Source organism: Nesterenkonia sandarakina (assembly GCF_013410215.1).
GTDB lineage: Bacteria > Actinomycetota > Actinomycetes > Actinomycetales > Micrococcaceae > Nesterenkonia > Nesterenkonia sandarakina.
In genome coordinates this window covers 702,740-729,075 of sequence record NZ_JACCFQ010000001.1, presented here as the reverse complement: position 1 = coordinate 729,075, position 26,336 = coordinate 702,740, and the positions used below count along the sequence as shown (strand labels likewise).

The window sequence follows — 26,336 nt, the reverse complement described above, 5'->3', positions numbered from 1 at the left end:
GCTGTCATCTGAGCGGACGGCCCGGCTCAGGCGGCTCAACGTCTCGGGCGGCTCAGGCGGCTCAGGTGTCCAGCGGCCCAGCGGCTCGGCGGCTCAGCGGGTGAGCAGCAGGGACCGCAGCGCAGACTCCGGGGCCCGTGAGGTGTCCAGGACCCTTCCCCGGCGGTACCGAGCGAACACCCGGGGATCGATGTAGGAGCCCCGCGCCACGGCGCTGGTGTTGCCCAGCGCCTCCGCCACCGCCGCCACCGCGGCGCGCTCCGCGCGATCCCGCTCCCGCTTGGTGCCGGGGTCCCCGATCTCGGCCAGGGTCTGCGCGGCGATGATCGTCCCGCGCAGCGTGCGGAAGTCCTTCGCAGTGAACGCACCGCCGGTGAGCTCACCGACATACCGGTTGACCTGCTGCGGGGTGAGCGCCACCCGGCGTCGTCCCTCCTTCCAGGCCAGCAGCGGGGCGCGCTGACCTGCCGAGACCAACGAGGTCATGGAGAGAGCCAGCTCGGGGTCCTGCACCACGATGGCTTGGCGCTGCCCGGACTTGCCGGGGAAGGTGAAGGAGATCTGCGACTCCTCGATGCGCACGTGCCGGCACTGCAGGGTGGTCATGCCGCGGCTGCCGGTGCGGGAGAGGTGCCGCTTGGAGCCGACCCGCAGCGCCGAGACGTCCAGGAGCCGGAAAGAGGTTGCCAGCACCAGGTCCCGGTCCACGGTCTCCGCGCGCAGCGCCACCGTGACCCGGGCCCGAGCCCGGGGCAGGGCCGAGGCCAGGGTCAGCGCCTTCGCGTACTTGCCGCGGTCCCGCCGGGAGGTCCAGTCGGGGTGGTACAGGTACTGGCGGCGACCCGCCTGGTCGGTGCCCACGGCCTGGACATGTCCGTGTGGCATCGGGCAGATCCAGACGTCCGTCCAGGCGGGTGGGATCACGAGCGCCTCGATGCGCTCGAGATCCTCTGGGCTCGGAGGGGCCCCGTCGTCGTCCTGGTAGCTGAACCCAGAGTCTCCGGCGATCCGTTCGATGCCCGGGTCTTTGCCGGGCATCACCCGCTTCAGGCGTGGCATGCGTGGTTCTCCTCATCAGCCGCCCGGGGCGCAGACTGGGTCGTCGGAGTCCGGGCGCGGTTCTCGGGTGCCGCTGCGGGCAGCGGCTGCGCAGACCTCATTGGACGGCAGGAACCTGAATGTCAGCTACAAACCGCCGGGTCCTCCTGAGCTGCAGGTCCTGCGCCGCAGGTGCTTCTCAGAGCCTGTCGATCAGCGCAGGCGCCAGCCGGATGCTGCCCACCTGTTCGGCGGCGAGACCGCCGGTGATCGGCTTGACGATCTTGCGCAGCACCGGGCCCAGCGCCTCGACATCGATCACCCCGCGGGCGGCGAGCAGGCTCAGCGCGACCAAGTTCGTGGCGCGGGAGGAGCCGTCGAGGACCTTGACCGCCGCGGCGGTGCCGTCCGGTGCGGCGACCACCAGGACACCCTCGGCGCCGAGCTTCGCGGTCAGCCCCAGATCTTCGAGCACCACGGTGTTGGCCTCGCCCCAGCCGTGCACCGCCCAGGGGTAGTCCAGCATGGCCTGGTTCACCGTGAAGGCGTGGACCTCGGCGTCGCGGCGCGAGGTGGCGGCGGCCAGCTTGGAGAAGCCTCGGGCCAGCCCGGTCAGGGAGAGCGCCGGGGCGGGGGCCCCGCAGCCGTCGATCCCGACCTCGGTGGGATCCTCGCCGCAGTATTCGGCGATCACCTCCATGATCACCTGCTGCAGCGGATGTGAGCGCTCCAGGTAGGTGGCCAGGCGCCAGCCGTTGGTCCGTGTGGCGGCGAGGAACGCGGCATGCTTGCCGGAGCAGTTGAAGGCCAGCGGCGTCTCGGTCTTGCCCGCCTGCAGGTGCACCCGCAGGTCTTCGTGACGTGCGGGCCAGGCGCTGGGACATTTCAGGGCGGACTCGTCCAGTCCTTCGGCCTGCAGGACGCTGGCGGCGAGCTCCTGGTGCTTGCGCGAACCCACATGGGAGCCGCAGGCCAGGGCGACCGCCTCCGGCGAGATCAGGGCTCCCGAGCGCAGCGCGGCGATGGCCTGGAAGGGCTTCAGCGTGGAGCGCGGGAACATCAGCCGCTCCGGGGCGCCGATGGACTCCAGCACCTCACCGCCGGGTCCCACCAGCACCGCCGAGCCGATGTGCCGGGACTCCACGACGCCGGCGCGGGTCACCACCGCAAGCTCGGCCGATTCCGCGACCGAGGCCGGCTGCAGCTCCCGCTGGTCAGGGGAACCCACCGCGGAGCTGTGCGGGGCGGGCACCGAAGGTGCAACGGGGGAGCGGCGCGCATCAGTCATGGCCTCAGTCTACGGAAGCGGCCAGGCCGCGCGCCGCGAGACAGACCGGCACAGGTCGCCGTTCGATAGGCTGAGCGGCGTGAAGGTACTTGTAGTCGGCCCCGGGGGCCGCGAGCACGCCATCGTCCGAGCACTGCTGCGTGATGAAGCAGTCACCACCGTGGAGGCCGCACCGGGCAACGCCGGGATCGCGGTGCAGGTCCGCTGCCACGACCTCGACGCCCAGGACGGGGCCGCGGTGGCGGCGCTCGCCGTGGCCGGCGGTTTCGATCTGGTGGTCATCGGGCCTGAGGCGCCGCTGGCCGCAGGTGTGGCCGACGCGGTCCGCGAGGCCGGGATCCCCGCCTTCGGACCCTCTGCTGCCGCGGCCCGGCTGGAAGCCTCCAAGGCCTTCGCGAAGGAGGTCATGTCGGCTGCCGGAGTGCCCACCGCCGGAGCCGTCCACGTCAGCGAGCTCGGCGCCGCGCAGGCCGCCATCGATGACTTCGGTGCGCCCTATGTCATCAAGGACGACGGGCTGGCCGCCGGCAAGGGAGTGGTGGTCACCGAGGACCGCGCCGAGGCGCTGGACCACGCCCAGGCATGCTTCGCCGCGGGCGGCACCGTGGTCGTCGAAGAGTTCCTCGACGGTCCCGAGGTCTCGCTCTTCGTGCTCTCCGACGGGGTGGACCTGGTCCCGCTGTCCCCGGCCCAGGACTTCAAACGGATCTTCAACGACGACGCCGGCCCCAACACCGGCGGCATGGGCGCCTACACCCCGCTGGACTGGCTTCAGGGGTACACCGAGACCGACGCTGCGGGCACCGAGCGTGACTTCGTGGAGATCGTGGTGGACACCGTGGCCGCCCCGACCCTGGCCGAGATGTCCCGCCGCGGCACCCCGTTCGTCGGGGTGCTCTACTGCGGGCTCGCCGTCACCTCCCGCGGCGTGCGGGTCATCGAGTTCAACGCCCGCTTCGGAGACCCGGAGACCCAGGCGGTCCTGGAACGACTGGCCACCCCGCTGGGAGCCCTGCTGCTGGAGTGCTCCACCGGCTCGCTGGGCCCGGGACGCACCCTTGAATGGGCCCGAGGCTACGCCGCCGACGTCGTGATGGCCGCCGAGAACTACCCGGAGTCCCCCCGCAGGGGTGACCCGATCACCGGGATCGCCCAGGCCGAGAGCCTCGAGGGCGTGGCGGTGCTGCACGCCGGCACCGCCCTCGACGACCAGGGCCGGCTGATCACCAACGGTGGCCGGGTGCTCGCCGTCGTCGGCACCGGGGACTCGCTCAGCGATGCAGTGCGAGGCGCCTACGCCGGGGTTCAGGAGATCTCCTGGGACGGGGAACAGCATCGCACGGACATCGCCGCGAAGGCGCTCGCCGGTCAGATCGCGCTGACCACACAGGACGCGACGGGGCAGGCGCACCCGCGGGAGGAAACGACCGAGGACCTGCCGGGCTGGGTGCATGTCTCCTCCGGAAAGGTCCGGGAGCTCTACCGCCCCGCGCCGGATTCGCCCTGGGACGGGCAGGACGTGGTGCTGATGGTCGCCAGCGACCGGATCAGCGCCTACGACCATGTGCTGAGCAGCCCGATCCCGGAGAAGGGCATCATCCTGACCCAGCTGAGCCTGTGGTGGTTCGACCAGCTCGAGGCCGCGGGGATCTCGCACCACGTGGTCTCCGTGGAGGTGCCCGAGGCCGTGGCCGGGCGCGCGATGATCTGCCGGAACCTGCAGATGGTGCCCGCAGAGTGCATCGCTCGCGGCTACCTCACCGGGTCCGGGCTCGCCGAATACCGTTCCACCGGGACTGTGACCGGGCTGCAGCTGCCCGAGGGGCTCACCGATGGCTCCGCGCTGCCGGAACCGATCTTCACCCCCTCGTCGAAGGCGGAGCAGGGGGATCACGATGAGAACATCAGCTTCGAGACGCTCAGCGAGCAGGTGGGCGCAGAGCTGGCGGCGCGGCTGCGCGAAGCCACGCTGCGCATCTACGCGCTGGCCGAGGGGACCTGCCGGGAGGCGGGCGTGATCCTGGCCGATACCAAGCTGGAGTTCGGCTTCGACCCGGCCGGGGCGCTCACCGTCGCCGATGAGGTCCTGACCCCGGACTCCTCACGATTCTGGCCTGCCGAGAGCTGGGAGCCCGGCACCGCGCAGCCCTCCTTCGACAAGCAGTTCGTCCGGGACTGGCTGACCTCGGCGGAATCCGGCTGGGACCGGAACTCCGGCCAGGCGCCCCCGGAGCTGCCGCAGGAGGTCATCGCCGCAACCCGTCGGCGCTACCTGGATGCCTATCAGCGCCTCACCGGCACCGAGCTGCTGCTCTAGCCGCGGCCACCGGCCCATCTAGAGCTTGGGGGCGGGTCAGCGGTCGGTGCACTGACCGGTGGAGACGGTCTCGGTGTAGCGGTCGGGGTCGGTCAGCACGCTCCCGGCCTGGTCCGCGGTGATCGCGAAGCCGACGTTGCTGCCCTCCACCGCGCGGGCGAACACCACACCGGCCACGTCCCCGGACGTATCGATCAGCGGACCGCCAGAGTTGCCCTGCCGCACATCCGCGCTGAGCTGGAAGATCTCCAGCGAGCCCGGGGAGCTGCCGTAGATGTTGTTGACCTGGGAGACGTCGCGAGCCTGCACCGTGGCGCTGCCTGCGGAGAACGGCCCGCCGGCCGGGTAGCCCATCACGTAGCCCGAGTCCCCGACGTCGATCCCGTCGCTGACCTGCAGCGGCTCCACGCCGAGGCCGTCCACCGCGATCAGCGCCAGGTCGGAGGCGGGGTCAAAGTGCACGGCGCGGCCGGTGAGCACCTCGCCGTCGGGCATCTCCACCGCAGGTTCGCCCACTCCGGCGATCACGTGGGCGTTGGTCACCACCCGGGTAGGGGACACGGCGAAGCCCGAGCCTGACTGAGACTGCCCGCACTGCTCGGCCACCCCGGTGATCCGGCCCACGGAGGCTGCCGAGGCGAGCCCGGCGTCGTTGAGGTCCTGGCTCTCCGGCGGCTCTGCCGGCTCCGGCACCAGCTGGGCGATCTCCGGGATGTCAGACTCCAGGACCGCCGAGCGGACCTGCGCGAACCAGGACTCCGCCTGCTCCGGCACCGCCGAGTCGATGGTCTCCAGCACGGTGGACTGCTTCATCGCCTGGTTCACCGCCGGGAACCCCATTGCGGAGATCGAGAAGGAGAGCAGCGCGATCACGAAGCAGGCGACCACCACGTTGAGCACACCACCGATCAGCGCGCTGATGCCACGCACGGCGCGGGAGCGGAACATCCGCTGGATCTCGGCGCCGGCGGCGGATCCCAGTCCATGACCGGCGGCCACCAGCGCCACTGCCGCAGCGATCACCGCGATCACCCGCCAGAGCGGGTCCGCGACCCAGGAGGCGACCAGCGGGATGGCGAAGAACGCCGCGGTGGCCCCCACCAGGAACCCGAAGACCCCGCCCAGGGTGGCCCAGACGCCTCGGCGCAATCCCGCGATCAGGAAGCCCAGAAGCACCGCCACCAAGATCACGTCGAGCAGGGTGATTCCCATCAGTGGCGGGCTCCTTATGGTCCAGGGTGGTCTGTGCAGCGGGGCGCCTTCTCGGGCAGCTGCAGGGGCGCAACCCCGGCGCGCGGGGGCCGCAGAATCGCTGCTTCAAGAATGACATAGAATCCTTGGCCGCCTGCCGAACGTTTCCGCACGTCGAGGCGAACTGGTAACTTCTAAGCACCGAGAGTCTGTCATCTCACACATCCAGGAAGAACGGATCGCCCATGGACCTTGAAGTACTGCGCCGCGCACCGCTGTTCGCCACGCTCGACGACGACGTCTTCAGCGCCCTCATCAAAGAGCTCAATGAGGTTGACCTCTCCCGTGGCTCCTCTGTCTTCCACGAGGGTGACCAGGGTGATCAGCTGTACTTCATCATCTCTGGGAAGATCAAGCTGGGACGCACCACCCCCGATGGTCGCGAGAACCTGCTGGCCGTGCTCGGCCCGGGCGAGATCTTCGGCGAGATGGCCCTGTTCAACCCGGCCCCTCGCACCGCCACGGCCACCGCCGTGTCCGAGACGCGACTGGCAGGCCTGCGTCACGAGAGCCTGCGCAACGTCATCACCACCAACCCCGAGGTCTCGGTCCAGCTGCTGCAGGCCCTGGCCAAGCGCCTGACCCGGACCAACGAGTCCCTCGCGGACCTGGTCTTCTCCGACGTCCCAGGCCGCGTGGCCAAGGCGCTGCTGGACCTGGCTGACCGCTTCGGCCGCCCGGCGCCCGACGGCGTGCTGGTGGCCCACGAGCTCACCCAGGAGGAGCTGGCCCAGCTGGTCGGCGCCTCCCGCGAGACCGTGAACAAGGCGCTGGCCGAGTTCGTCCAGCGCGGCTGGCTGCGTCTGGAGGCGCGAGCCGTGGTGATCCTGGACATCCAGCGGATCCGCCAGCGCTCCCGCTGAGCTGACCCGGCTGGCAGCGACCAGCGCTGACTCCCGAGAGATCGTTCCCACGACATAGAAGGAGCGCCCGGCATGTTGCCGGGCGCTCCTTCTATGTCTGGTGTCTGTGCGGGGCGCTACTCCCCGGTGACGCGCGAGGGCGGGTAGAACCGCAGGAACTTGCGCACCAATGAGGCCTGGGCGGCGAGCAGCAGCCCGATCCGTCGCGGACTGCGGTCAGCGGCATAGAAGAACGGGTTCCGCGTGCCACCGGAGCGCAGCACGCGCCGGATCCGGCGTCGTCGGTCCGGGTCCGAGACGTAGCGAGCCGCCAGCCAACCCGGCAGCACGGTGTAGACCGTCTCGGCCTGGTCCTCCACCCGGGAGGTCCCGCCGTCGGCGGAGAGCTCGCCGCGGATGAAGTCCCGCACGTAGTACTCCACAGGGTTGTTCCCTGCCCCGGTGATGTAGTAGCTGGAGCGGCCCAGCCGAGGGTTCAGCTCGAAGAACTTGGTCTTGGAATCGCGGGGATCGTATTTCAGGTCGAAGTTCGCATAGCCCACCCAGTCCAACGCGGTGAGCAGCTTCTGCGCCTGGTCCACCGCTTCGGAGTTCTTCGTGGTGAGGATCACCGAGGGGTTCCCCAGCGCGGCGGGAGAGTGATCCTCCACCACGGTCTCGCCCCAGGAGGCGAAGCGGATCCGCGAGTTCTGATCGGCATAGCAGGTCAGGACCCGCATGTTCTGATCATCACCGGGGACCTCCTCCTGGACGACGAAGCTGGCCCGGTAGCCGGCCGCGTAGACCTTGCCGAAGAGCTCAGCCAGGTCATCGGGGGTCTCGACCCGGTGCACCTTGTGCTTGCCCTCGAACTCGGTCCAGTACCAGGCCGTGACATCGGCCGGCTTCGCCCAGACCGGGAAGCTGAGATCCAGCGGCAGCTGGGTGTCCAGGTCCGCACTGAAGTCCACCACCCGGGTGACGGGGTGGTCCACGCCGAGCTTCTCGGCCAGCGCGGTGAAGTTGTCCTTCACGGTCGCGGCGTCGAACCGGGCCCGGTCCACATAGGGGACGACGACGTCCTCGCCCAGGTCCTCCGGGTGGGCCTCGCGCAGCTCGATGATGGCCTGCACGGTGGAGTCGATCGCCCCCAGGAGCAGGATCGGGATGCCCTGATCGCGCAGTCGGCGGATCGGTGCCAGGTTCAGCCCGGTGCGCACATGCTCCATCACCGTGCCGTTCTCGATCTCGAGATGCGTGATGATCTTGGAATGCTTGATCATCCACATCTGGTGCTTCGAGAGCACCAGCGAGGTGATGCCGTAGGCCTCATGGAACGCCCGGGCGGCCCCGTAGGCTCCGGCGTCACCGCCGATGATCACCGGGGCGAAGCCGACGGCGGCCCAGGCGCGCTCCTGCTTCTGCCACCGACTGTCCTGAGTCAGGACCACGGCGGGCTCAGCGGACATGGGCGATGAGGTCGACTTCCACGGGGGTGTCCAGCGGCAGCACCGTCACGCCGACGGCGCTGCGGGCGTGCTGCCCAGCGTCGCCGAAGGCCGCGCCGAGCAGCTCCGAGGCGCCGTTGAGCACCTTGGGCTGACCGGTGAAGCTTGGTGCTGAGGCGACGAAGCCGCCGACCTTGGCGATCCGGGTGACGCGATCCAGATCGCCCAGTGCCGACTTCAGCGCGCCGATGCAGTTCAGCGCACACTGGCGCGCGAGCTCATGAGCTTGCTCCTCGGTGACCTCTGCGCCGACCTTGCCGGTCATCGGCAGGGCGCCGTCGACGAAGGGCAGCTGCCCGGAGACGTAGACCACGCCGTCGGCGATGACCGCCGGCTGGTAGGAGGCGACCGGGGGAACCACCTCGGGGACGCTCAGGCCAAGCTCGGCCAGGCGGGATTCGACTGCAGAGACCTGCTCAGCCACGCCGACCTGCTCAGTTCCGGGGGCGCTTGAGATAGGCGACCGGGGCGTTGCCCTCTGGTCCGGGCAGGACGGTCACCAGCTCCCAGCCGTCCTCGCCCCACTGGTCAAGGATGCCCTTGGTGTTGTGGATGATCAGCGGAATCGTGGCGTATTCCCATTGGGTCTGCGATGCACTCATATCCTCAGACTAACGGACGCTCGCCGTCAGCCTGAAGGGACCGCCCCGATCACCTCGATGTCACCTCACACGGCCGCTTGGACCTTGCCGGTAAGATACAGCCCATGGCGTCTCGTAAATCTCCCCTGTTTGATACTGCCACCACGGTCGGCAAGATCATGTCCTTCTTGGGCGTGAGTGCTCTCTGCGGCCTGCTGGCAGCAGGGCTGATCTTCCCGCTGGCGGCCTCCGGCGGTGCCGCCGCGGCAGCCGGCACGGACATCCTGGAGGACATCCCCGCCGAGCTGGCGGAGGAGCCGCTGAGCGTGCCCTCCTACATCTACGCCTCCGATGGCACCGAGCTGGCCACCTTCTACGCGGAGAACCGGCAGCCGGTCGCCCTGGAGGACATCTCACAGGAGATGATCGACGCCATCATCGCGATCGAGGACGAGCGCTTCTACCAGCATGGGGGCGTCGATGCCCGCGGCCTCTCCCGCGCGCTGGTGCACAACGCCACCTCAGATACCCAGCAGGGCGCGTCGACCCTGACCCAGCAGTATGTGAACAACATGCTGATCAACGCGGTGGTGCTCACCGGTGAGGGCCGGCTGACCATCTCCGGCACCGGACAGAAGACCTACGCGGACAAGCTGCGTGAGATGAAGCTCGCCGTGGCCGTGGAGCAGGAGATGACCAAGGACGAGATCCTTGAGGGCTACCTGAACATCGTGCTCCTCGGTGGCCGCACCTACGGTGTGGAGGCCGCTGCGCAGTACTACTGGGGGATCCCGGCCTCGGAGCTGAACGCGGCGCAGTCCGCAGTGCTGGCCGGCATGGTCCAGTCGCCCAACGGCTACAACCCCGAGGTCAACCCGGAGGCATCCCAGGGGCGCCGCGACGTGGTGCTCGGCGCGATGCTCGACGAAGGCGCCATCTCCCAGGAGGAGTACGACGAGGCGATCGCCTCAGACCTGGGCCTGGAGATCAACCGCGAAGAGGTCGGCTGTGTCTCGGCTTCCATGGCGCCATACTTCTGTGACTATGTGCGCCGCGAGATCCTGGCCAGCGACACCTTCGGTCCCGACGAGGCGGCCCGCGAGGAGTTGCTCGACCGTGGCGGTCTCCGGATCACCACCACCCTGGACCCGGACGCTCAGACCGTCGCGCAGGACCAGGTTGACGAGACCGTTCCGGCGACGGACGGTTCCGGTGCAGGTGCCGCCATCTCCTCGGTCGAGCCCGGTACCGGCAACATTATCGCCATGGCCCAGAACCGGGTGTACACGCCGGAGCAGGGCGACGGCAACACCACGCTGAACTACAACGTCGATCAGGAGGACGGCGGCGGCATCGGCTTCCAGCCCGGTTCCTCGCTGAAGCCCTTCGTCGTCGCCGCTCACATTGAAGAAGGCGGTGCCACCGATGACGTGGTGGACGCCTCCGGGGATGAGTGGGCCGACACCGAACGCTGGGAGGCGAGCTGCCTCGACGGCGGCTTCGCCAGGACCGACGGTGAGTGGAACGTGGAGAACGTCGAAGAGGACTCCAATCGTCGCATGACCATCGACTACGGCGTCTACTTCTCGGTGAACACCGCGACCATCGCCACGGCCGCGGATATGGACCTCTGCGCCATCACGGATCTCACCGACCGCCTGGGCATCCACCGCGCCTCGGACACCAGCCTGGGCCTGTCGCCTCAGAACCCGTCCTTCGTGTTGGGGACCGATGAGATCGCGCCGCTGACTCAGGCCGCGGCCTACGCGGCTTTCGCCGACGACGGAAACTTCTGCGAACCGCGCGCCATCCTTGAGGTCACCGACGCTCGTGGCAATGATTACGACGTCCCCGAGGCGAACTGCGAGCAGGTCATCGATGAGGACGTCGTCGCGCAGGTCAATGACATCACTATCAACATCGCCGAAGGAACGATCGCCGCCGGGAACCCGCCGTTCCCGATGGCGGGCAAGACCGGCACCTCCGAGGACTACGCCCAGACCTGGTTCGTCGGCTTCTCCTCCGGAGTCTCGACCGCGAGCTGGGTCGGGAACCCCGAGGGCAGCACTGGCTACCGGGACCGGGTGATCAACGGCGAGCGCTACGAGGAGCTCTTCGGATCCACCCTGGCCGCCCCCATGTGGCTGGCATACATGGAGCAGGTCGGCGGCGACTATGACACCTCCGACTTCCGCGAGGCCGATGATTCGCCCTTCGATGATCGTCGCGACCGCGCACGCTACCGCGACGGCGGCACCGTCTCGCGAGGGGGAGACTCCAGCGAGAACGAGTCCGATGAGGATTCCGAGAACGACTCCAACAACGGAGGCGGGAACAACTCCAACAACAACGGAGGCGGCGGGAACAACAACGGCGGCAACTCCAACAACGGAGGTGGCGGCAACAACAACAACGGCGGCAACAACGGCGGGGACGACAACTGAGCGCCGTCGCGTCTCTGAAGGTGGTCGGCCTGGGGGTCACTGACTTCCGGACCCGCCGCCTCGCGCTGCCGCTGCGAGCCGGTGCGGGACTGCGGATTCTGCATATCTCGGACATCCACTATGTCCCGGGTCAGCGGAAGAAGTTCGCCTGGCTGCAGTCCCTGGCGCAGCTGCAGCCAGACCTGGTCGTGAACACCGGGGACAACCTCTCGCACCCGAACGCCGTGGGCGAGGTGCTCGAGGCGCTGGAGCCGCTGCGTCAACTGCCCGGGGTCTTTGTCGGGGGATCCAATGACTACTACGCGCCCACCTGGAAGAATCCGCTGCGCTACTTCCGCGGCCCCTCCAGCCTGGATGCGCACCCTGAGGATCTGGACTGGCAGCGCCTGTTCAGCAGCTTCGAATCCAGCGGCTGGAAGAACCTCAACAATCAGACCGCAACACTCAGCGTGGCCGGGCAGCCGCTGGCCTTCTCCGGGGTGGATGATCCGCACATCGGTCGCGACGATTTCCAGGGCTGGCCCACGGACGCGGCAGCCTCGCCGGAACAGGACTCGAGCACCGGTCTGCTGCGCATCGGTGTGGCCCACGCCCCGGTCTCCGCGGCGCTGAACACGCTGGCCGGCAGCGGGGCCGAGCTGATCCTCGCCGGGCACACCCACGGTGGACAGGTCTGCCTGCCTGGCGGCCGCGCCCTGGTCACCAACTGTGACCTGCCGCGTCCGCGGGCCAAGGGGCTGAGCTCGGTGCAGGTTCCGGCGCGCAAGCCGCCAGGCCATCCGGAGCAGCCTGCCCGGTCCGTCCCGCTCCATGTCTCTGCAGGCATCGGAACCTCCCGGACCGCGCCGGTGCGGCTGTTCTGCCCACCCGAGGCCACACTCATTGAAGTTCAGCAGGAAACCACATAGGTTAGTTGCTTGATGCAACGAGCGACCGGGGTGGAGAAGGCTGAGACCGACGGGGGCCGTCGTACGCTCTTCCAGTCGCTTGCGCGGTTAGGGCCCTACCTCGAGGGTCTGAAGCTGCGTTGGACCCTGGGGTTGATCGCGGCGATCGGCGCCGGCGTCGTCGCGCTGTCCATCCCTCAGGTGCTCCAGGTCCTGGTCAACTCACTGCTCGACGACGGCGCCCAGGTCAGCGCGGTGTGGGCCGCCGGCGCGGTGATCCTCGGTCTGGGCATCCTGGAGGCCGGGCTGGTCTATCTGCGCCGGTTCTTCGTGATCCCCCCGGCCTCGGATGCGGAGACCTCGATGCGCACCGGGCTCTTCGACAAGCTCCAGGACCTCTCCGCCTCCTTCCACGCCGCCTGGGGCGCCGGGCAGCTGCAGTCCCGCGCCATCGCAGACCTGAACCTGCTGCGCCGCTGGTTCGCCTTCGGCTCGCTGATGCTGATCACCTCGGTGGTCAGCCTGGTGGTCGGCTTCACCCTGATGGCCACGCTCTCCCCGCTGCTGGCCGTGGTGTTCCTCGGCGCCGCGCTGCCGATCATGATCATCGGACCGAGATTCCGGCAGAAGTTCGTGCACTACTCGCGTGCCTCCCAGGACCAGGCCGGAGACGTGGCCACCAAGGTGGAGGAGTCCGTCCACGGCATCCGGGTCCTGAAGGCCTTTGGCCGCGGCGACCACGCGCTGCAGGGCTTCACCGAAGAGGCCGATGAGCTGCGCGACCTCGAGGTCTCCAAGGCCCGCACCCTGGCGAAGTTCCTGATGGCCATGGTGATCCTGCCCGAAGGGATCCTGGGACTGTGCCTGCTGATCGGACTCTGGCAGGTCGCCAACCAGGAGAGCACCGGGGTCAGCGTCGGCGCACTGGCCGCGTTCTTCGCCACCGCCGCCGTGCTCAAGGGCCCCATCGAAGGCGTGGGCATGATGCTGGGCATGACCTTCACCGCGAAGACCGCCATCGACCGGCACGTCGACGTCATGGACACCCGCACCGAGATCACGTCCCCGGCCTCGCCGGTCCGCGCCCCGGAGCGCGGACTGCTCGAACTCGACGACGTGCACTTCCGCTACCCGGACACCAAGACCGGGGAGCGTGACCTGATCAACGGGGTCACCCTGCACGTGCGACCCGGAGAGACCATGGCCCTGGTCTCCGCCACCGGTGGAGGGACCTCCACGCTGCTGAACCTGATCCCCCGACTCTACGAGGCCACCGGCGGTGCCATCCGGATCGACGGTGTCGACGTGAAGGACTTCAGCCTGGCGGATCTGCGTTCCCGGATCGGGGTGGCCTTCGAGGACCCGATCCTGTTCTCCACCTCGGTGAAGTCCAACGTGCTGCTGGGCACCTCCCATCTGCGCGACGTGGACGATCCCCAGGACCCGCACCGCGACGCGGCCCCCGCTCCGGAGGAGCTCGAGGAGGTGCTGCGCCGCACGCTGCTCACCGCCGACGCCGAGTTCGTCGAGACCCTGCCCCAGGGCGTCGACACCCCGGTCGGGGAGGAGGGGCTGAGCCTCTCCGGCGGTCAGCGCCAGCGTCTGGCACTGGCCCGTGCCATCGCCGCCGCACCCTCGGTGCTGCTGCTCGATGACCCGCTCTCCGCCCTGGACGTGCGCACCGAGGAGGCCGTGACCCACCGGCTCCGCGAGGTGCTGCACCGGACCACCACGTTGATCGTCGCGCACCGTCCCTCCACCGTGGCGATGGCCGACCGGGTGGCGCTGCTGGAGCACGGCCGGATCAGCGACGTCGGCACCCACGCCGAACTCCTGGAGCGCAGCACCGCCTACCGCGAGGTCATGAGCGCGAGCATCCGCCCCGTCAGTGCCGAAGAGGTGCTCAGCCATGAGTGAGTCCAGCCGCCAGACCCGCAAGAGCGAAGAACCTCGGAGCCTGCCCGGGCTCAGTGAGGCTCCCGCGCAGTCCGGTGACCCGGAGTCGGATCGTTTCGCGCACCTGCGCGGCACCGCCGGTGAGGAGCAGATCCAGCTGGACAAGCAGGAGCGCGGATTCATCCGACACCGCTCCTGGAGGCTGTTGGTCCAGCTCTCCGTCGGGGTCCGGCGCAAGCTGCTGATCACCGCGCTGTTCGTGGTGATCGCCCAGGCCGCGCAGGCCTCGATCCCGCTGATCGTCGCCTGGGCCATCGACTGGGGGCTGCCCAGGATGACCGAGGGGGACAGCTCCGGGATGTGGCTGCCGGGACTGTCCTACATCGCCTGCGCGGTCACCGCAGGGGTGCTGATCTTCCACTACACCCGGATGACCGCCGAGGCCTCGCAGCAGATGCTCTTCACGCTGCGCGGGGAGGTCTTCCGCAAGACCCAGGCGCTGAGCCTGGACTTCCATGAGGACTACACCTCCGGGAAGGTGATCTCGCGGCAGACCTCGGACCTGGAGTCGCTGCGCGAGCTGCTCGACGGCGGGGTCAACTCGCTGGTCCAAGGCGTGATGTTCATGTTCTTCACCGCCGTGACCATCTGGATCATGGACTTCCGCTCCGGGCTGGTCCTGGTGGCGGCGCTGATCCCGATCACGGTGCTCGCCCGCTGGTACCAGCGCAACTCCGAGGTGGCCTACCGGCGCACCCGGGTGTCCTCGGCGAGGATGATCGTGCACTTCGTGGAGTCCATGACCGGCATCCGCGCCGTGCAGGCGTTCCGCCGGGAGGACTCCCGGTCCCGGCAGTACCGCCGCCTGGCGGCTGACTACCGCGATGACATGGTCCGCTCGATCTCGCTCTTCGGCGTGCTGCAGCCCTCGCTGATGCTCATCGGCAACGTCACGGTCACCGTGGTGCTGCTGTGGGGCGGATACCGGGTGCTGGAAGGGGATCTGGGCATCGGGGTGCTCGTGGCCCTGGTGCTGGCCAGCAAGCGGGTATTCCAGCCGCTGGACATGATCGCGATGTTCTACAACTCCCTGCAGTCCGCCACCGCGGCGCTGGAGAAGGTCTCCGGGCTGCTCGAGGAGAGCCCCACAGTCACCGAGGCGCAGCACCCGCGACGCCTTCCCTCCGCCCGCGGAGACTTAGAGTTCGCCCAGGCCACCTTCCGGTACTCCGAGGATGGCCCCGAGGTGCTCCATGCCCTGGACCTGCGTATCCCCGCCGGTCAGACGGTGGCCGTGGTGGGGCGCACCGGGGCGGGGAAGTCCACCCTGGCCAAGCTGCTGGCGCGTTTCTACGATGTCAGCGACGGTTCGGTCAGCCTGGACGGCGTGGACCTGCGAGACCTCTCCGTGGCCGATCACCACCGGCACGTGGCGATGGTGACCCAGGAGGCGTTCCTCTTCTCCGGGACCATCCGGGGCAACATCGCGCTGGGCCGCCCGGAGGCCACCGAGTCAGAGATCATCGCCGCGGCCAGGGCCGTGGGATGTCACGAGCTGATCATGGACCTTCCCGAGGGCTACGACACCGATGTGAACAAGCGCGGCGGTCGGCTCTCAGCCGGTCAGCGCCAGCTGATCTCCTTCGCCCGCGCCTTCCTCGCCGACCCGGCGGTGCTGATCCTCGATGAGGCGACCTCTTCGCTGGACCTGCCCAGCGAGGCGCTGGTGCAGCAGGGGCTGGAGCGGCTGCTGGGCAACCGCACCGCGCTGATCATCGCGCACCGGCTCTCCACAGTGGCGATCGCCGACCGGGTCCTGGTGATCGACGACGGCCGGGTGGTCGAGGACGGGGCTCCCGCAGATCTGGCGGCCCAGGGCGGCTACTACGCCAAGCTCGACGCCGCGTGGCGCAGCTCCATGGGCAGCTGAGCACTCAGCTCTCGAGCAGCAGCTCAGTCTTCGCGCAGCAGCGAGGCCAGGTGATCCACCGCGTAGCGGTAGCCGTTGATCCCGGCGCCGGCGATCACCGCGACCGCGGCGGGGGAGACGTAGGAGTGCCGGCGGAACTCCTCCCGGGAGTGCACGTTGGAGAGGTGCACCTCCACCACGGGAAGCTCCACCGCGCGCAGCGCATCGGCGATGGCCACCGAGGTGTGGGTGTAGGCCGCGGGGTTGATCACGATGCCCACCGCGTTGTTCCTGGCAGCCTGGATCGCGTCGATGATGACGCCCTCATGGTTGGACTGCAGCAGCTCGGCCTCGAAGCCGAGCGCGGAGGCCGATTCCCGGCACAGCTGCTCGACGTCGGCCAGTGTGGAGGCCCCGTAGATCCCCGGCTCACGGGTGCCCAGCAGGTTCAGGTTGGGGCCGTTGATGATCAGCAGGCGGGGAGTCTCAGTGGGCATGGACACACTTTACCGGCCCGCAGAAGCCCCCACCACGCGCTGAGGGGCGGATTCTGCGAGCATCTCATCCCCTTGAGGGGTCAGAATGCCCGGAGAATCCGCCCCTCAACGAGGTGGGGAGACCCGGTGGAGCTAGGACGCGCCGTGCTTGGCGCGCATGTCCTCTGCGATCTGCAGCATCACCGTCGGATCAGCCAGGGTGGAGGCGTCGCCGGCCTCCCGGCCCTCGGCCACGTCCTTGAGCAGCCGCCGCATGATCTTGCCCGAGCGGGTCTTCGGCAGCTCAGGGACCACCAGCACGTTGCGCGGCTTGGCGATCGGGCCGATCTCCTTGCCCACATGGGCGCGGAGGTCCTGCTCCATCTGCTCCTTATCGCCTCCCTCGGCGTCGCCGCGCAGGATCACGAACGCCACGACGGCTTCGCCGGTGGTCGCGTCCTTGGCTCCGACGACGGCGGCCTCGGCCACCGAGGGGTGGGAGACCAGGGCCGATTCGATCTCGGTGGTGGAGAGCCGGTGTCCGGAGACGTTCATGACGTCGTCCACGCGACCCATGAGCCAGACGTCGCCGTCCTCATCGGTGCGCGCGCCGTCGCCGGCGAAGTAGACGTCACCGAAGCGGGACCAGTAGGTCTCCTGGTAGCGCTCCGGGTTCTTCCAGATCCCGCGCAGCATGGCCGGCCAGGGCTCCTTGATGACCAGCAGCCCGGCCTCGCCCTTCTCAAGGGGTGTGCCCATCTCATCGACGATGCCGATCGAGATCCCCGGGACCGGGGTCTGCGCGGAGCCCGGCTTGGTGGCGATCACACCGGGCAGCGGCGCGATCATATGCGCCCCGGTCTCGGTCTGCCACCAGGTGTCCACGATCGGGGCGGGCTCCGTCTTGGGGTCCTTGCCGACGCCGTTGTTCGCGCCGATCACGTCGCGGAACCACAGCCACGCCTCGGGGTTGATCGCCTCGCCCACGGTGCCGAGCACGCGCAGCGTGGAGAGATCGAACTGGTCCGGGATCTCCCGGCCCCATTTCATGCAGGTGCGGATCAGCGTCGGCGCGGTGTAGAACTGCGTGACGCCGTACTTCTGCACTATCTCCCAGAGCCGCCCCTTATGCGGGGAGTCGGGGGTGCCTTCGTAGATCACCTGGGTGGAGCCGTTGACCAGCGGGCCGTAGACGATGTACGAGTGCCCGGTGACCCAGCCGACGTCGGCGGTGCACCAGTAGACATCGGTCTCTGGACGCAGGTCGAAGCTGTCTCGGTGGGTCACCGCGGTCTGGGTCAGGTAGCCGCCGGTGGTGTGCAGGATGCCCTTGGGCTTCCCGGTGGTCCCGGAGGTGTAGAGGATGAACAGCGGGTGCTCGGAGTCGTGTGCCACATAGGAGTGCTCGGTGGACTGCTGCGGCACTACATCGTGCCACCAGACGTCGAGGTCCTCGTTGAACGCGACCTCCTCACCGTTGCGCTTGACCACGATCACGTGCTCCACGGTGTGTCCGGGCTCGGCGAGCGCGTCGTCGACGGCTGGCTTCAGGGTGGAGGGCTTGCCGCGGCGGTAGGAGCCGTCGGCGGTGACCACGAGCTTCGCCTCGGCGTCGTCCACGCGGGAGCGCAGCGCATCGGAGGAGAACCCGCCGAAGACCACGGAGTGGATGGCGCCGATGCGGGCGCAGGCCAGCATGGTCACGATGGTCTCGGGGATCATGGGCATGTAGATGGCCACCCGGTCACCCTTGGTGAGGCCCAGGGACTCGAAGGCGTTGGAGGCGCGGGCGACGTCGTCGGCCAGCTCCTGGTAGGTGATGCTGCGGGAATCTCCGGGCTCGCCCTCGAAGTGCAGCGCGACGCGGCTGCCGTGGCCGGCCTCGACGTGGCGGTCCACTGCGTTGTAGGCCGCGTTCACCTCGCCGCCGACGAACCATTTGGCCACCGGGGCCTCGGACCAGTCCAGCACCTCGGTGAAGTCCTTGTCCCAGCTGAGCACGGAGCGGGCCTGCTCGGCCCAGTAGCCCAGTCGATCCTTGGCTGCGCTGTCATACCGGTCCTGGGTGGCCACGGCGTTCTTCGCAAAAGTCTCGCTCGGGGGGAATACCTGACCCGATTTCTGCATCGAGTCCAATTTGTTCTCTTGCTGGGGATTCTGGGTCATGCGGCTCCTCCTTGGATACTCCTGTGTTCCCGCTCACAATACATCTTCCGGGCCGCCAGGTCTGAGGTGGATATCACATAGCGGACGCACCCATGAGGCTTTCGTAGAATGGTCTGCGATGAGTCAAGAGACCCTGCTGGGGAAGAAGCGCCGCGTGCGCCGGATCAATCGTGTCCTGGGGGAGGTCTACTCCTACGCCGTGGCCGAGCTGGACTTCAGCAACGCCTTCGAGCTGCTGGTCGCCACGGTGCTCTCCGCGCAGACCACCGATGTGCGGGTCAATACGATCACCCCGGAGCTCTTCCGCCGCTGGCCCGACGCCCACGCCATGGCCCACGCCGAGGAGGATGAACTGGCCGAGGTCATCCGGTCCACGGGCTTCTACCGGGCCAAGACCCGCTCGCTGCTGGGGCTCTGCAACGCGTTGGTCACCGAGCACGACGGCGAGGTGCCCGGTTCCCTGGACGCGCTGGTCAAGCTGCCCGGGGTCGGGCGCAAGACCGCGTTCGTGGTGCTCGGGGACGCCTTCGGCAAACCGGGACTCACCGTGGACACGCACTTCGGCCGGCTCGCCCGCCGGCTGGGGATGACCCAGCAGCAGGACCCGGTGAAGGTGGAGCAGGAGGTGGCCGAGCTCTTCGAGCGGCGCGACTGGACCGACCTGTCCCACCGACTGGTCTTCCATGGGCGGCGGATCTGTCATGCCCGGCGCCCTGCCTGCGGAGCCTGCCCGATCGCCTCGCTGTGTCCGTCCTTCGGCGCCGGGGAGGTCGATCCGGAGACGGCGGCCACCCTGTTGAAGTACGAGCTGGCCCCGGGGCGCGAGGAGCTGCTGGCGAAGATGCAGGCCGGGCACACCCGCCGGGAGCTGCGCGCGCAGGGATACCCGCTCAGTGCGTGATGCCGAGGCCGCGCGGCAGGGACCCGATGTGCTCGGCGGGGGAGTCCCTGCGGAGTTCTCGCTGACCGGCGCCGCGGTCCCGACCCGGCTCGAGGCCCTGCTGCAGCAGGGGCGCGAGTACGCGAGCACGCATCCGGAATCCTCAAGCTCCGGCGGCTGGTGGAATCCGCGCCCGATCACCGTGCCCCCGAAGAAGACTCCGGCAGGTATGGAGAACGCCCGGCAGGCCGCGGTGCTGATGCTCTTCTGCGCCCCCACCCCCGACGAAGACCAGGCGCACCTGCTGCTGACCGAACGCTCCCCGGGGCTGAAGAAGCACCCCGGGCAGATCTCCTTCCCCGGCGGGGCGCAGGAGAAGTTCGATCGCGATCCGACCGCCGCGGCACTGCGCGAGGCTCAGGAAGAGGTGGGCCTGGACCCCGCCCGGGTCCGGGTCTTGGGCTCGCTCCCGCCGGCTCCGGTGCCGATCAGCGGCTTCATGGTGACACCGGTGATCGGCATGACCGGACACACCGGTGCGCTGGTGCCCCAGACCGGTGAGGTCGAGCGGGTGCTCACCGTGCGACTGGACGCCCTGGTCGAGCCGGAGAATCGCCGGATGACCGTTCTGCGGCGCGCAGGAACCGTGTTCAAGGCCCCGGCGTTCCTCGTGGACGGCACGCTGATCTGGGGCTTCACGGGGATCCTGGTGGACCGGGTGCTCAACCGGCTGGGCTGGGAGCAGCCCTGGGACCCCGAGCGCAGCGTGGACCCGGGGGAGTACCTGCCCGGGCTCTAGGTCCCGATGCCCAGGCGGGCTCTCCCGCTGCAGATGAGTCCGGGTTTCCGGGTCGCAGGTCAGCTCATCTGGTGCACGGCCACGCCGAGGGCATGGTCGACTCCGGGCAGATCCGCCGCCTGCTCTGCAGCCATGGACTCCAGCATCTGCCGGGTCTCCGCGGCGCCTCCCAGCTCCTGAAGGTACTGCTCGTGAGCCTCCAGCGAGGCCAGGCCCTGCTGCAGCGGCTCCCCGCTGATGTCAATCACATGCGTCGGTGCCGAGCCGAAGACCAGCAGCTCACGCACCGCCCACGGCTCAAGCCGCTCCTGCTCGAGAAGCTCACGAAAGACCCAGGGATTATCGGCGTCCCGGACGGCGTCGAGGGTGGCGAGCCCGGTCGCGCGGTGATCGGCATGGTTGAGTCCCCAGGCCACCTCGAGCTCCCAGGTCTGGGTCAGCACCACCTCGGGGCGCAGCTGCCGGATGCGCCGGGCGATCTGGCGTCGGGCGTCCAGGGAGGGTTCCAGCGTCCCATCCGGGAGATCCAGGATCACCAGGTCGGAGACGCCGACCAGCTCACAGGCCCGCCGCTGCTCCTCGGCGCGGATCTCCGCGGCCTCCTCGGGGTCTCGGCTGCGCATCCCGGCTTCCCCAGCGGTGAGCAGCAGATAGGAGACCTCGGCGCCGCGCGCGGTCCAGCGGGCGACGGCGGCCGATCCGCCGTACTCCATGTCGTCAGGGTGCGCCACCACGCACAGCACCCGGCGCAGCTCGGAGTCCTGATAGGTGGGCAGGGGAGAGGAGTCTGGGCTCATCGGCCCAGTCTAGAGGCGGCCGTCGCGGTGCGCAGGGGCTGGAGCTCTTGGCACCTCTGGCGCACGCAGACGGGTTCGGAGCCGGGGTGTGTCTCCTCTGTGGACTTTTCCCCACCTCGGGTGAGATCCCGCTCCCCGATGGAGCGGCCCACAGCTCGGCAGCCCCGGCGGACCCCAGCCCCAACCCGCGGCAGGGTGAAGGCATGGACCCTGAACCTCGCCTTCTGCTGATCACGGCGAACCGTGTGCTGCGTGACGACGTCGCACTGATCGCGGCCACCGTGGGTGCTGCGCTGGAGTGTCGTGAAAGCTGGGATGCCGCCGCGTCCCGGGACTGGGCGGTCCTGATGTGCGGTGCTGACGCCCCGCCCGCGTCGGCCCGCCACGGGCGGGGCGCTCTGCTGCTGGGAGACCCAGGCGGGGGTCCCGGAGAGGAGCAGCGGCTGTGGAAGATCGCGGCAGAGCACACCGGGCTGCGGCCGGTCCCGCTGCCCGCCGCAGAGGGATGGCTGGCCCGGCACCTCAGCGAGCAGCTCCTGGACCGCAGCCCCGGCCGGGTCGTGGCAGTGGCCGGCGTCTTGGGCGGGGTCGGAGCCAGCACCGTGGCGTATCTCCTGGCGGCGGAGCAGGCAGTGCGCGGGGCGTCGGTGCTGCTCATCGATGCTGACCCGGCGCCGGGGTCTGGGATCGCAACACTCTCAGATGCCCGGTCACATCGGATGGCATCTGGAGTGGGGATGCCCACCCCAGATGCACGTCGCAGGCCGGAGCCAGGGCACAGCGCAGAGGGAGCCGCAGAATTCGGGTGGGAGGAGCTTGCCGACCTGGAGGGAGAGATAGCCGCCACGCAGCTGGCCGCCGCGCTGCCGGTCCGGGACGCAGTGCACGTGCTCAGCGGAGCTCCCGGTCGCCAGGTGCGGCAGCGGATGCTGGAACCGGTGGTGCGTGCGGCCCGCAGAGCCTTCGACACCGTGCTGATCGACCTCGGACGGGATCCCGAAACAGAGTCGCTGGTGCGCGAACACCTGGATCAGCTGCTGCTGGTCACCCCGTGCAGCGCACGCGGCGCCGCCGCGTCCCGGCAGCTGGGCGACGCAGACGGAGCCCCGCGGATGCTGGTCGTCAACGGAGCCGCGCAGGCTGGGTGGGATCTCAACGATCTGACGCTCGCCGCGGATCTTCCACTGGCCGGAGCGATCCCCGAACAGCGCTGGCTCCGCCGCGAAGAGGACCTCGGTGCAGCCTATGAGTTGCTGCGCTCGCGGCGAGGCGCCTCCTGTATAGGAGCGCTGCTGGAGGTCCTGGACCTGGAACAACGGGTCCGCCATGAGTGATCAGCAGCTTCAGGCCCTCCGGGAGAAGCTGACCAGCTCTCCGGAGCCGGTGACCGCCGCGCGCATCGCTGAGGCGGTCCGCGCCGCAGGGTTGGCGCTGGGAGCTCGAAGCACCGGTGAGCTGGTCAGGGCGCTGCGCGATGAGCTGGTCGGGTTAGGGCCGCTGCAGCCGCTGGTCGACCAGCCCGATGTCACCGATGTGCTCATCGATGGGCTCCGGCAGGTCTGGACCGACGGAGAGGCCGGACTGAGGCTGACCGCTGTGAGCTTCGCGACGGAGGCGCAGGTGCGCGGTCTGGCGCGGCGACTGATCGCACTCTCGGGCGGTCGGCTCGATGAAGGCCAGCCCTGCGCCGACGGCCGGATCGGGGACTGCCGGATCCACGCCGTGATCCCGCCGGTCGCGGTGGAGGGCACGATGATCTCGGTGCGCATCTCCCGCGGCTCAACCTCGAGCCTGGATCACCTCGCGCAGCAGTGGGACGCCCCGGAGGTGTGGCTGCCGGTCCTGCGCGGCATCATCGAGGCCCGGATGAACTGTCTGATCTCCGGCTCCACCGGCTCCGGGAAGACCAGCCTGCTGGCAGCGATGCTCGCCGAGTGCCCGCAGCAGGAGCGGATCATCATCGTGGAGGACACCACGGAGCTGCGCCCGGACCACCCGCATGTGCTGCACCTGCAGCAGCGCCGGGGCAACGTCGAAGGAGCCGGTGCGCTGGGAATCGGCCAGCTGGTCCGAGAGACGCTGCGGATGCGCCCGGACCGACTCATCGTCGGGGAGTGCCGGGGCAGTGAACTCAAGGACTTCCTGGCGGCGATGAACACCGGGCACCAGGGGGCGGTGGGGACGGTCCACGCGAACTCTCCTCAAGCGGTGCCAGCCCGGCTCACCGCGATGGGCGCGCTCGCCGAGCTCTCACCGGAATCGGTGGCGCTTCAGGCCGGGGCCGCCCTGGACGCTGTCATCCACATGGAGCGCCGCTGCGGACGTCGGATGCCGGTGGCGATCTCCCTGGTCCATTGCCGAGAACGGGTGCTGCAGATGGTGCCGGCGCTGGTGGGCGGGCCGCTCGGCTCGGCTGGCCGAGCGGACGTGCAGACCCAGAGCGGATGGGACGAGCTGACCCGCCGGATCGGTCTGCGATGACCGAGCCGGCGCAGCTGCTGCTGATCTGCGCTCTCGGGACGGCCGCGGCGATCGCAGGTCTCCTCGGGGTTCCGCCGTCTCGCCGGGCGTCCGGTGGTCTGCGGCGCCGGGTGCTCAGGGTGATTCCGCTGGTCAGCGGGATTCTGCGAGGCAGCAGGTCTCATGGCGGTGGTGAGGATGAGCTGCGCGGCAGCGCCGAGGTGCTGCTGCACCAATACGCGTCGCTGCTGCAGTCGGGAAGGTCGCAGGCGCAGGCCTGGGCCGACCTCAGTTCACACTGGCGCTCGCGGGACACCGAGCACCCGCTGACCCAGGTCTGTGTGTTGGCGGCCGCGGCGGAGCAGGCGGGACTCGGTGCCGTGGTCGGGCTCCGGCGCAGCCTGGACTCGCTGAGCATCCCGGGGTCTTCGGCTTGGGGGCGGCGCCTGTGGACTGCGACGGCCACTGTGCACTCCCGGGTCCTCGGGTCCGGTGCCTCGCCCGGCGCTCAGGGGGTCCTCGCAGAGGTCCTCGAGAGTCTGATCAGCAGCCATGCGCTCTCTCAATCCACGGGCGCGCCACTGGCCAGGCTCTGCCGTAAAGCGGCCGACTCCATGGAGGACTCGGCTGCGCTGGAGGCCGCCGTGCGCGCCGCGGCGGCTGGTCCGCGTCTGACCCAAGGCATCCTCGCCGCACTGCCCGTGGGCGGAGTGGTGCTGGGGGCACTGATGGGCGCTGCTCCGCTCGCAGTCCTGTTCGGCTCGGTGCTGGGCTGGGGGTGTCTTCTGCTGGGCCTGGGGTGCATGCTCCTGGGTTGGCACTGGAGCAGCGCCATGATCCGGTCGGTGGCGCGGCATGGCTGAGTGGCAGCTGCTCTCGGGACTCGTGTGCGCGCTGCTGGTAGGTCTCCTGGTGCTGCTGGTGTCGGTCCCACCAGTGCCTCGCCAGCGACGAACCCCCGCAGGCGGCTTCGCCGCGCAGAAGTTCACCGCGCAGAGATCCTCCGCGAGATCCCCAGCGCAGAGTTGCTCCGCGGAGAGATCCGCGTCGCCGCGCGCCCCCGACGCGGCGACGCTTCTGGACCTCACGGCGGCGATGCTGCGCGCTGGTGTCGGGATCGACGCTGCAGTCCAGCGGCTGGGCGAGGACGTCCCGGGTTGCGCACCGCTGGCCCGGGTACATCGTGGACTCGCCGCAGGTCAGCAGTGGAAGCACGCCTGGTCCTGTGTAGCCGGTGACACCCCGCTGCGCGAGTACGGGCAGGAACTGGCCTTCGCTCACGCCACCGGTGCGCCCACCGCAGAGCTTCTGGAACTCACCGCGACCCAGGCGCGCAGACGGCGCAGACGCGCCGTGGAGGAGCAGGCCGCTCGGCTGGGAGTGCAGATGGTGCTGCCTCTGGGGCTGTGCTTCCTGCCGGGCTTCATCCTGATCGGCGTGATCCCCGTGGTCCTGGGCATGGTCCAGGAACTGACGTAATCTGTGACTCATGTTGGCAGCCTTCTCCGTCGCGCCCGTCGCCGTGGACATCCCCGACGGGTCGCTCAGCGCGGCCGTGGCCGAAGCCGTCCGTGTGGTGCGTGAGTCTGGGCTGCCGCACGAGACCACGTCGATGTTCACCACCGTCGAAGGCGACTGGGACGAGGTCTTCGATGTCATCCGACGCGCCACCGAGGCCGTGGCCGCGGTCAGCTCCCGGGTCAGCCTCGTGGTCAAGGCGGATATCCGCGAGGGATTCACCGGGCAGCTCACCGAGAAGGTGACCCGGCTCGAGCAGCGCCTCAGCGGCGACTGAGCTGCTCGAGCTCGCGCATCAGATTCACCCGAGCCTGCGGCTCCCACCGCTGGACCCCGGTGGCGGTGCGGAACAGCGACGGCGCTGCGAGCAGCCGCTGCAGCACCTGCGCCCTGCCGCGACGGAAGTCCTCCTCGTCCACGTGGCTGTAGTCCGCACGCACGGCTGCGACGTAGCGCGAGTAGTGCTCCGGCGCCTGGGCCAGCACTGCGAGATCGGCGTCCACCAGCACCGCCCCTGAGCGGTCCCCGGTCTGAGGGTCATGGTGCGCGGTGAGCCGCACCAACCGTGCGGTCTCCGCCACCGCACTTGCGGGGAGCAGCGCCTCGAGCCGTTCCTCCGCAAGCCTCGCAGAGAGCTCCTCATCGGTCTCCGGCGCCCCGGCGTAGACGGCGTCATGGAACCAGGCGGCCAGCGCGACGACCGGGCGCTGCTGTGACGTCAGTTCTCCGGCCCGCTGGAGCGCACCCACCCCGTGCAGCACCGAGCCGAGATGGGTCAGTGAGTGGTAGTTCCGGTGTGGCTCGGACCAGCGGCCGAGCAGCTCCTCGCCCAGCGCCACCCACGGCTCGTCTGCGCCGGCGAGCCGGGAGGCTGGGCCGTCGTCGTCGGTCTCGCGGGGCCCGGAGGCGGGTGCGCTGCGCCGGGTCTGGTCCCACTGCGCGCCCAACCGGTCCCAGGCGCGCGTCAGGTTCCGGCGCAGCTTCTCCGGGCGCTGCGCGGCTGGGATCCGCAACCCGCAGCCGAGCAGGATCCGGGTCAGCTCGCGCCCTGAGACCGGCACCGCCCCACGCCCCACCAGGTCATCGAACCGGTGGGCCGGCACATCATAGTGATCCCGATCGAAGGCGCGGATGCTCACGCCGGCGGCCTGGGCGGCCTCGTGGAGCTCCTCGAGCGAGTGATCCGAGATCAGGTGGGAGAACACGGTGCCGTGCGCCGGCCAGGTCGGCGGGTCGATATAGATCGTCATCCCAGCTCCTCCCGACTCTCGACGCCTCG

23 protein-coding genes are annotated in these 26,336 nt (G+C 69.4%); 13 read left to right on the top strand and 10 right to left on the bottom strand.

What is annotated here, in order from left to right; translation table 11 throughout:
• Positions 1-93: 93 nt before the first annotated feature.
• Positions 94-1,059: a DNA topoisomerase IB gene (locus HNR11_RS03420; RefSeq protein WP_179441136.1), complete on the bottom strand. Its 966-nt coding sequence runs from the start codon at positions 1,057-1,059 to the stop codon at positions 94-96.
• Between the two features lie 178 nt (positions 1,060-1,237).
• The gene (locus HNR11_RS03415) at positions 1,238-2,326 is read right to left on the bottom strand and encodes an asparaginase (protein ID WP_179441135.1); all 1,089 of its coding nucleotides are present in this window, start codon (positions 2,324-2,326) and stop codon (positions 1,238-1,240) included.
• Positions 2,327-2,405: 79 nt separating this feature from the next.
• Here HNR11_RS03415 and purD point away from each other — a divergent pair, with 79 nt between their 5' ends.
• Positions 2,406-4,643 carry a phosphoribosylamine--glycine ligase gene (purD, locus tag HNR11_RS03410; RefSeq protein ID WP_179441134.1) on the top strand — a complete coding sequence of 746 codons (2,238 nt, stop codon included), beginning with the start codon at positions 2,406-2,408 and terminating at the stop codon, positions 4,641-4,643.
• A 36-nt stretch (positions 4,644-4,679) separates the two neighbouring features.
• Here the strand turns inward: purD and HNR11_RS03405 are convergent, their stop codons facing one another.
• Positions 4,680-5,855 carry a MarP family serine protease gene (locus HNR11_RS03405; RefSeq protein WP_179441133.1) on the bottom strand — a complete coding sequence of 392 codons (1,176 nt, stop codon included), beginning with the start codon at positions 5,853-5,855 and terminating at the stop codon, positions 4,680-4,682.
• Positions 5,856-6,079: 224 nt separating this feature from the next.
• Here HNR11_RS03405 and HNR11_RS03400 point away from each other — a divergent pair, with 224 nt between their 5' ends.
• Positions 6,080-6,757, top strand: a complete 678-nt coding sequence (locus HNR11_RS03400) for a Crp/Fnr family transcriptional regulator (protein WP_058889571.1) — start codon at positions 6,080-6,082, stop codon at positions 6,755-6,757.
• A 116-nt stretch (positions 6,758-6,873) separates the two neighbouring features.
• On the opposite strand, the gene HNR11_RS03395 is transcribed toward HNR11_RS03400, so the two are convergent.
• The 3 genes from HNR11_RS03395 to sp36 are packed head-to-tail and all read right to left on the bottom strand — an operon-like array spanning position 6,874 to position 8,846.
• Positions 6,874-8,205, bottom strand: a complete 1,332-nt coding sequence (locus tag HNR11_RS03395) for a carboxylate--amine ligase (RefSeq protein WP_246310300.1) — start codon at positions 8,203-8,205, stop codon at positions 6,874-6,876.
• Positions 8,195-8,668 (bottom strand): RidA family protein, encoded by a 474-nt coding sequence (locus HNR11_RS03390; protein WP_058889572.1) that lies wholly within the window; start codon positions 8,666-8,668, stop codon positions 8,195-8,197. Before HNR11_RS03390 ends, HNR11_RS03395 begins: the two co-directional genes overlap by 11 nt.
• 10 nt (positions 8,669-8,678) lie before the next feature.
• Positions 8,679-8,846: a Sp36 family protein gene (sp36, locus tag HNR11_RS03385; protein WP_179441132.1), complete on the bottom strand. Its 168-nt coding sequence runs from the start codon at positions 8,844-8,846 to the stop codon at positions 8,679-8,681.
• Positions 8,847-8,950: 104 nt separating this feature from the next.
• Between sp36 and HNR11_RS03380 the strand changes: the two genes are divergently transcribed.
• From HNR11_RS03380 to HNR11_RS03365, 4 genes are read left to right on the top strand one after another with little or no spacing between them, the layout of a single operon-like run.
• Positions 8,951-11,269 (top strand): transglycosylase domain-containing protein, encoded by a 2,319-nt coding sequence (locus HNR11_RS03380; protein ID WP_179441131.1) that lies wholly within the window; start codon positions 8,951-8,953, stop codon positions 11,267-11,269.
• A 20-nt stretch (positions 11,270-11,289) separates the two neighbouring features.
• Positions 11,290-12,177: a metallophosphoesterase gene (locus HNR11_RS03375; RefSeq protein WP_343050571.1), complete on the top strand. Its 888-nt coding sequence runs from the start codon at positions 11,290-11,292 to the stop codon at positions 12,175-12,177.
• Positions 12,178-12,189: 12 nt separating this feature from the next.
• On the top strand, positions 12,190-14,073 hold the full coding sequence (locus HNR11_RS03370; RefSeq protein WP_179441130.1) for an ABC transporter ATP-binding protein: 1,884 nt from the start codon (positions 12,190-12,192) through the stop codon (positions 14,071-14,073).
• Positions 14,066-15,982, top strand: coding sequence for an ABC transporter ATP-binding protein (locus HNR11_RS03365; RefSeq protein WP_179441129.1), 1,917 nt, complete (start codon positions 14,066-14,068; stop codon positions 15,980-15,982). Before HNR11_RS03370 ends, HNR11_RS03365 begins: the two co-directional genes overlap by 8 nt.
• 23 nt (positions 15,983-16,005) lie before the next feature.
• On the opposite strand, the gene aroQ is transcribed toward HNR11_RS03365, so the two are convergent.
• Positions 16,006-16,458, bottom strand: a complete 453-nt coding sequence (gene aroQ, locus HNR11_RS03360) for a type II 3-dehydroquinate dehydratase (protein WP_058889576.1) — start codon at positions 16,456-16,458, stop codon at positions 16,006-16,008.
• Between the two features lie 132 nt (positions 16,459-16,590).
• On the bottom strand, positions 16,591-18,603 hold the full coding sequence (gene acs, locus HNR11_RS03355) for an acetate--CoA ligase (protein ID WP_179441128.1): 2,013 nt from the start codon (positions 18,601-18,603) through the stop codon (positions 16,591-16,593).
• Positions 18,604-18,721: 118 nt separating this feature from the next.
• On the opposite strand from acs, the gene nth reads away from it, so the two are divergent.
• Together nth and HNR11_RS03345 are read left to right on the top strand one after the other, a co-directional pair.
• Positions 18,722-19,504, top strand: a complete 783-nt coding sequence (gene nth, locus HNR11_RS03350) for an endonuclease III (protein ID WP_179441127.1) — start codon at positions 18,722-18,724, stop codon at positions 19,502-19,504.
• Positions 19,497-20,282 (top strand): NUDIX domain-containing protein, encoded by a 786-nt coding sequence (locus tag HNR11_RS03345; RefSeq protein WP_218849640.1) that lies wholly within the window; start codon positions 19,497-19,499, stop codon positions 20,280-20,282. The genes nth and HNR11_RS03345 overlap by 8 nt, the downstream gene beginning before the upstream one ends.
• A gap of 59 nt (positions 20,283-20,341) precedes the next feature.
• Here HNR11_RS03345 and HNR11_RS03340 read toward each other — a convergent pair whose 3' ends face one another.
• Positions 20,342-21,079: a PIG-L deacetylase family protein gene (locus HNR11_RS03340; protein ID WP_179441126.1), complete on the bottom strand. Its 738-nt coding sequence runs from the start codon at positions 21,077-21,079 to the stop codon at positions 20,342-20,344.
• 203 nt (positions 21,080-21,282) lie between these two features.
• Between HNR11_RS03340 and HNR11_RS03335 the strand changes: the two genes are divergently transcribed.
• Genes HNR11_RS03335 through HNR11_RS03315 form a run of 5 tightly spaced genes read left to right on the top strand, consistent with a single transcriptional unit; the run spans position 21,283 to position 25,334 of the window.
• Positions 21,283-22,413: a CpaE-like family protein gene (locus HNR11_RS03335; RefSeq protein ID WP_179441125.1), complete on the top strand. Its 1,131-nt coding sequence runs from the start codon at positions 21,283-21,285 to the stop codon at positions 22,411-22,413.
• Entirely contained in the window at positions 22,406-23,560 is a 1,155-nt protein-coding gene (locus tag HNR11_RS03330) for a TadA family conjugal transfer-associated ATPase (RefSeq protein WP_179441124.1), read from the top strand. Before HNR11_RS03335 ends, HNR11_RS03330 begins: the two co-directional genes overlap by 8 nt.
• Positions 23,557-24,402, top strand: a complete 846-nt coding sequence (locus HNR11_RS03325) for a hypothetical protein (protein WP_179441123.1) — start codon at positions 23,557-23,559, stop codon at positions 24,400-24,402. The genes HNR11_RS03330 and HNR11_RS03325 overlap by 4 nt, the downstream gene beginning before the upstream one ends.
• On the top strand, positions 24,395-25,018 hold the full coding sequence (locus HNR11_RS03320; protein WP_179441122.1) for a type II secretion system F family protein: 624 nt from the start codon (positions 24,395-24,397) through the stop codon (positions 25,016-25,018). The genes HNR11_RS03325 and HNR11_RS03320 overlap by 8 nt, the downstream gene beginning before the upstream one ends.
• 10 nt (positions 25,019-25,028) lie before the next feature.
• On the top strand, positions 25,029-25,334 hold the full coding sequence (locus HNR11_RS03315) for a thiamine-binding protein (protein ID WP_179441121.1): 306 nt from the start codon (positions 25,029-25,031) through the stop codon (positions 25,332-25,334).
• Here HNR11_RS03315 and HNR11_RS03310 read toward each other — a convergent pair.
• On the bottom strand, positions 25,321-26,307 hold the full coding sequence (locus tag HNR11_RS03310) for a DUF4031 domain-containing protein (RefSeq protein ID WP_179441120.1): 987 nt from the start codon (positions 26,305-26,307) through the stop codon (positions 25,321-25,323). The genes HNR11_RS03315 and HNR11_RS03310 overlap by 14 nt on opposite strands.
• Between the last annotated feature and the right edge of the window lie 29 nt (positions 26,308-26,336).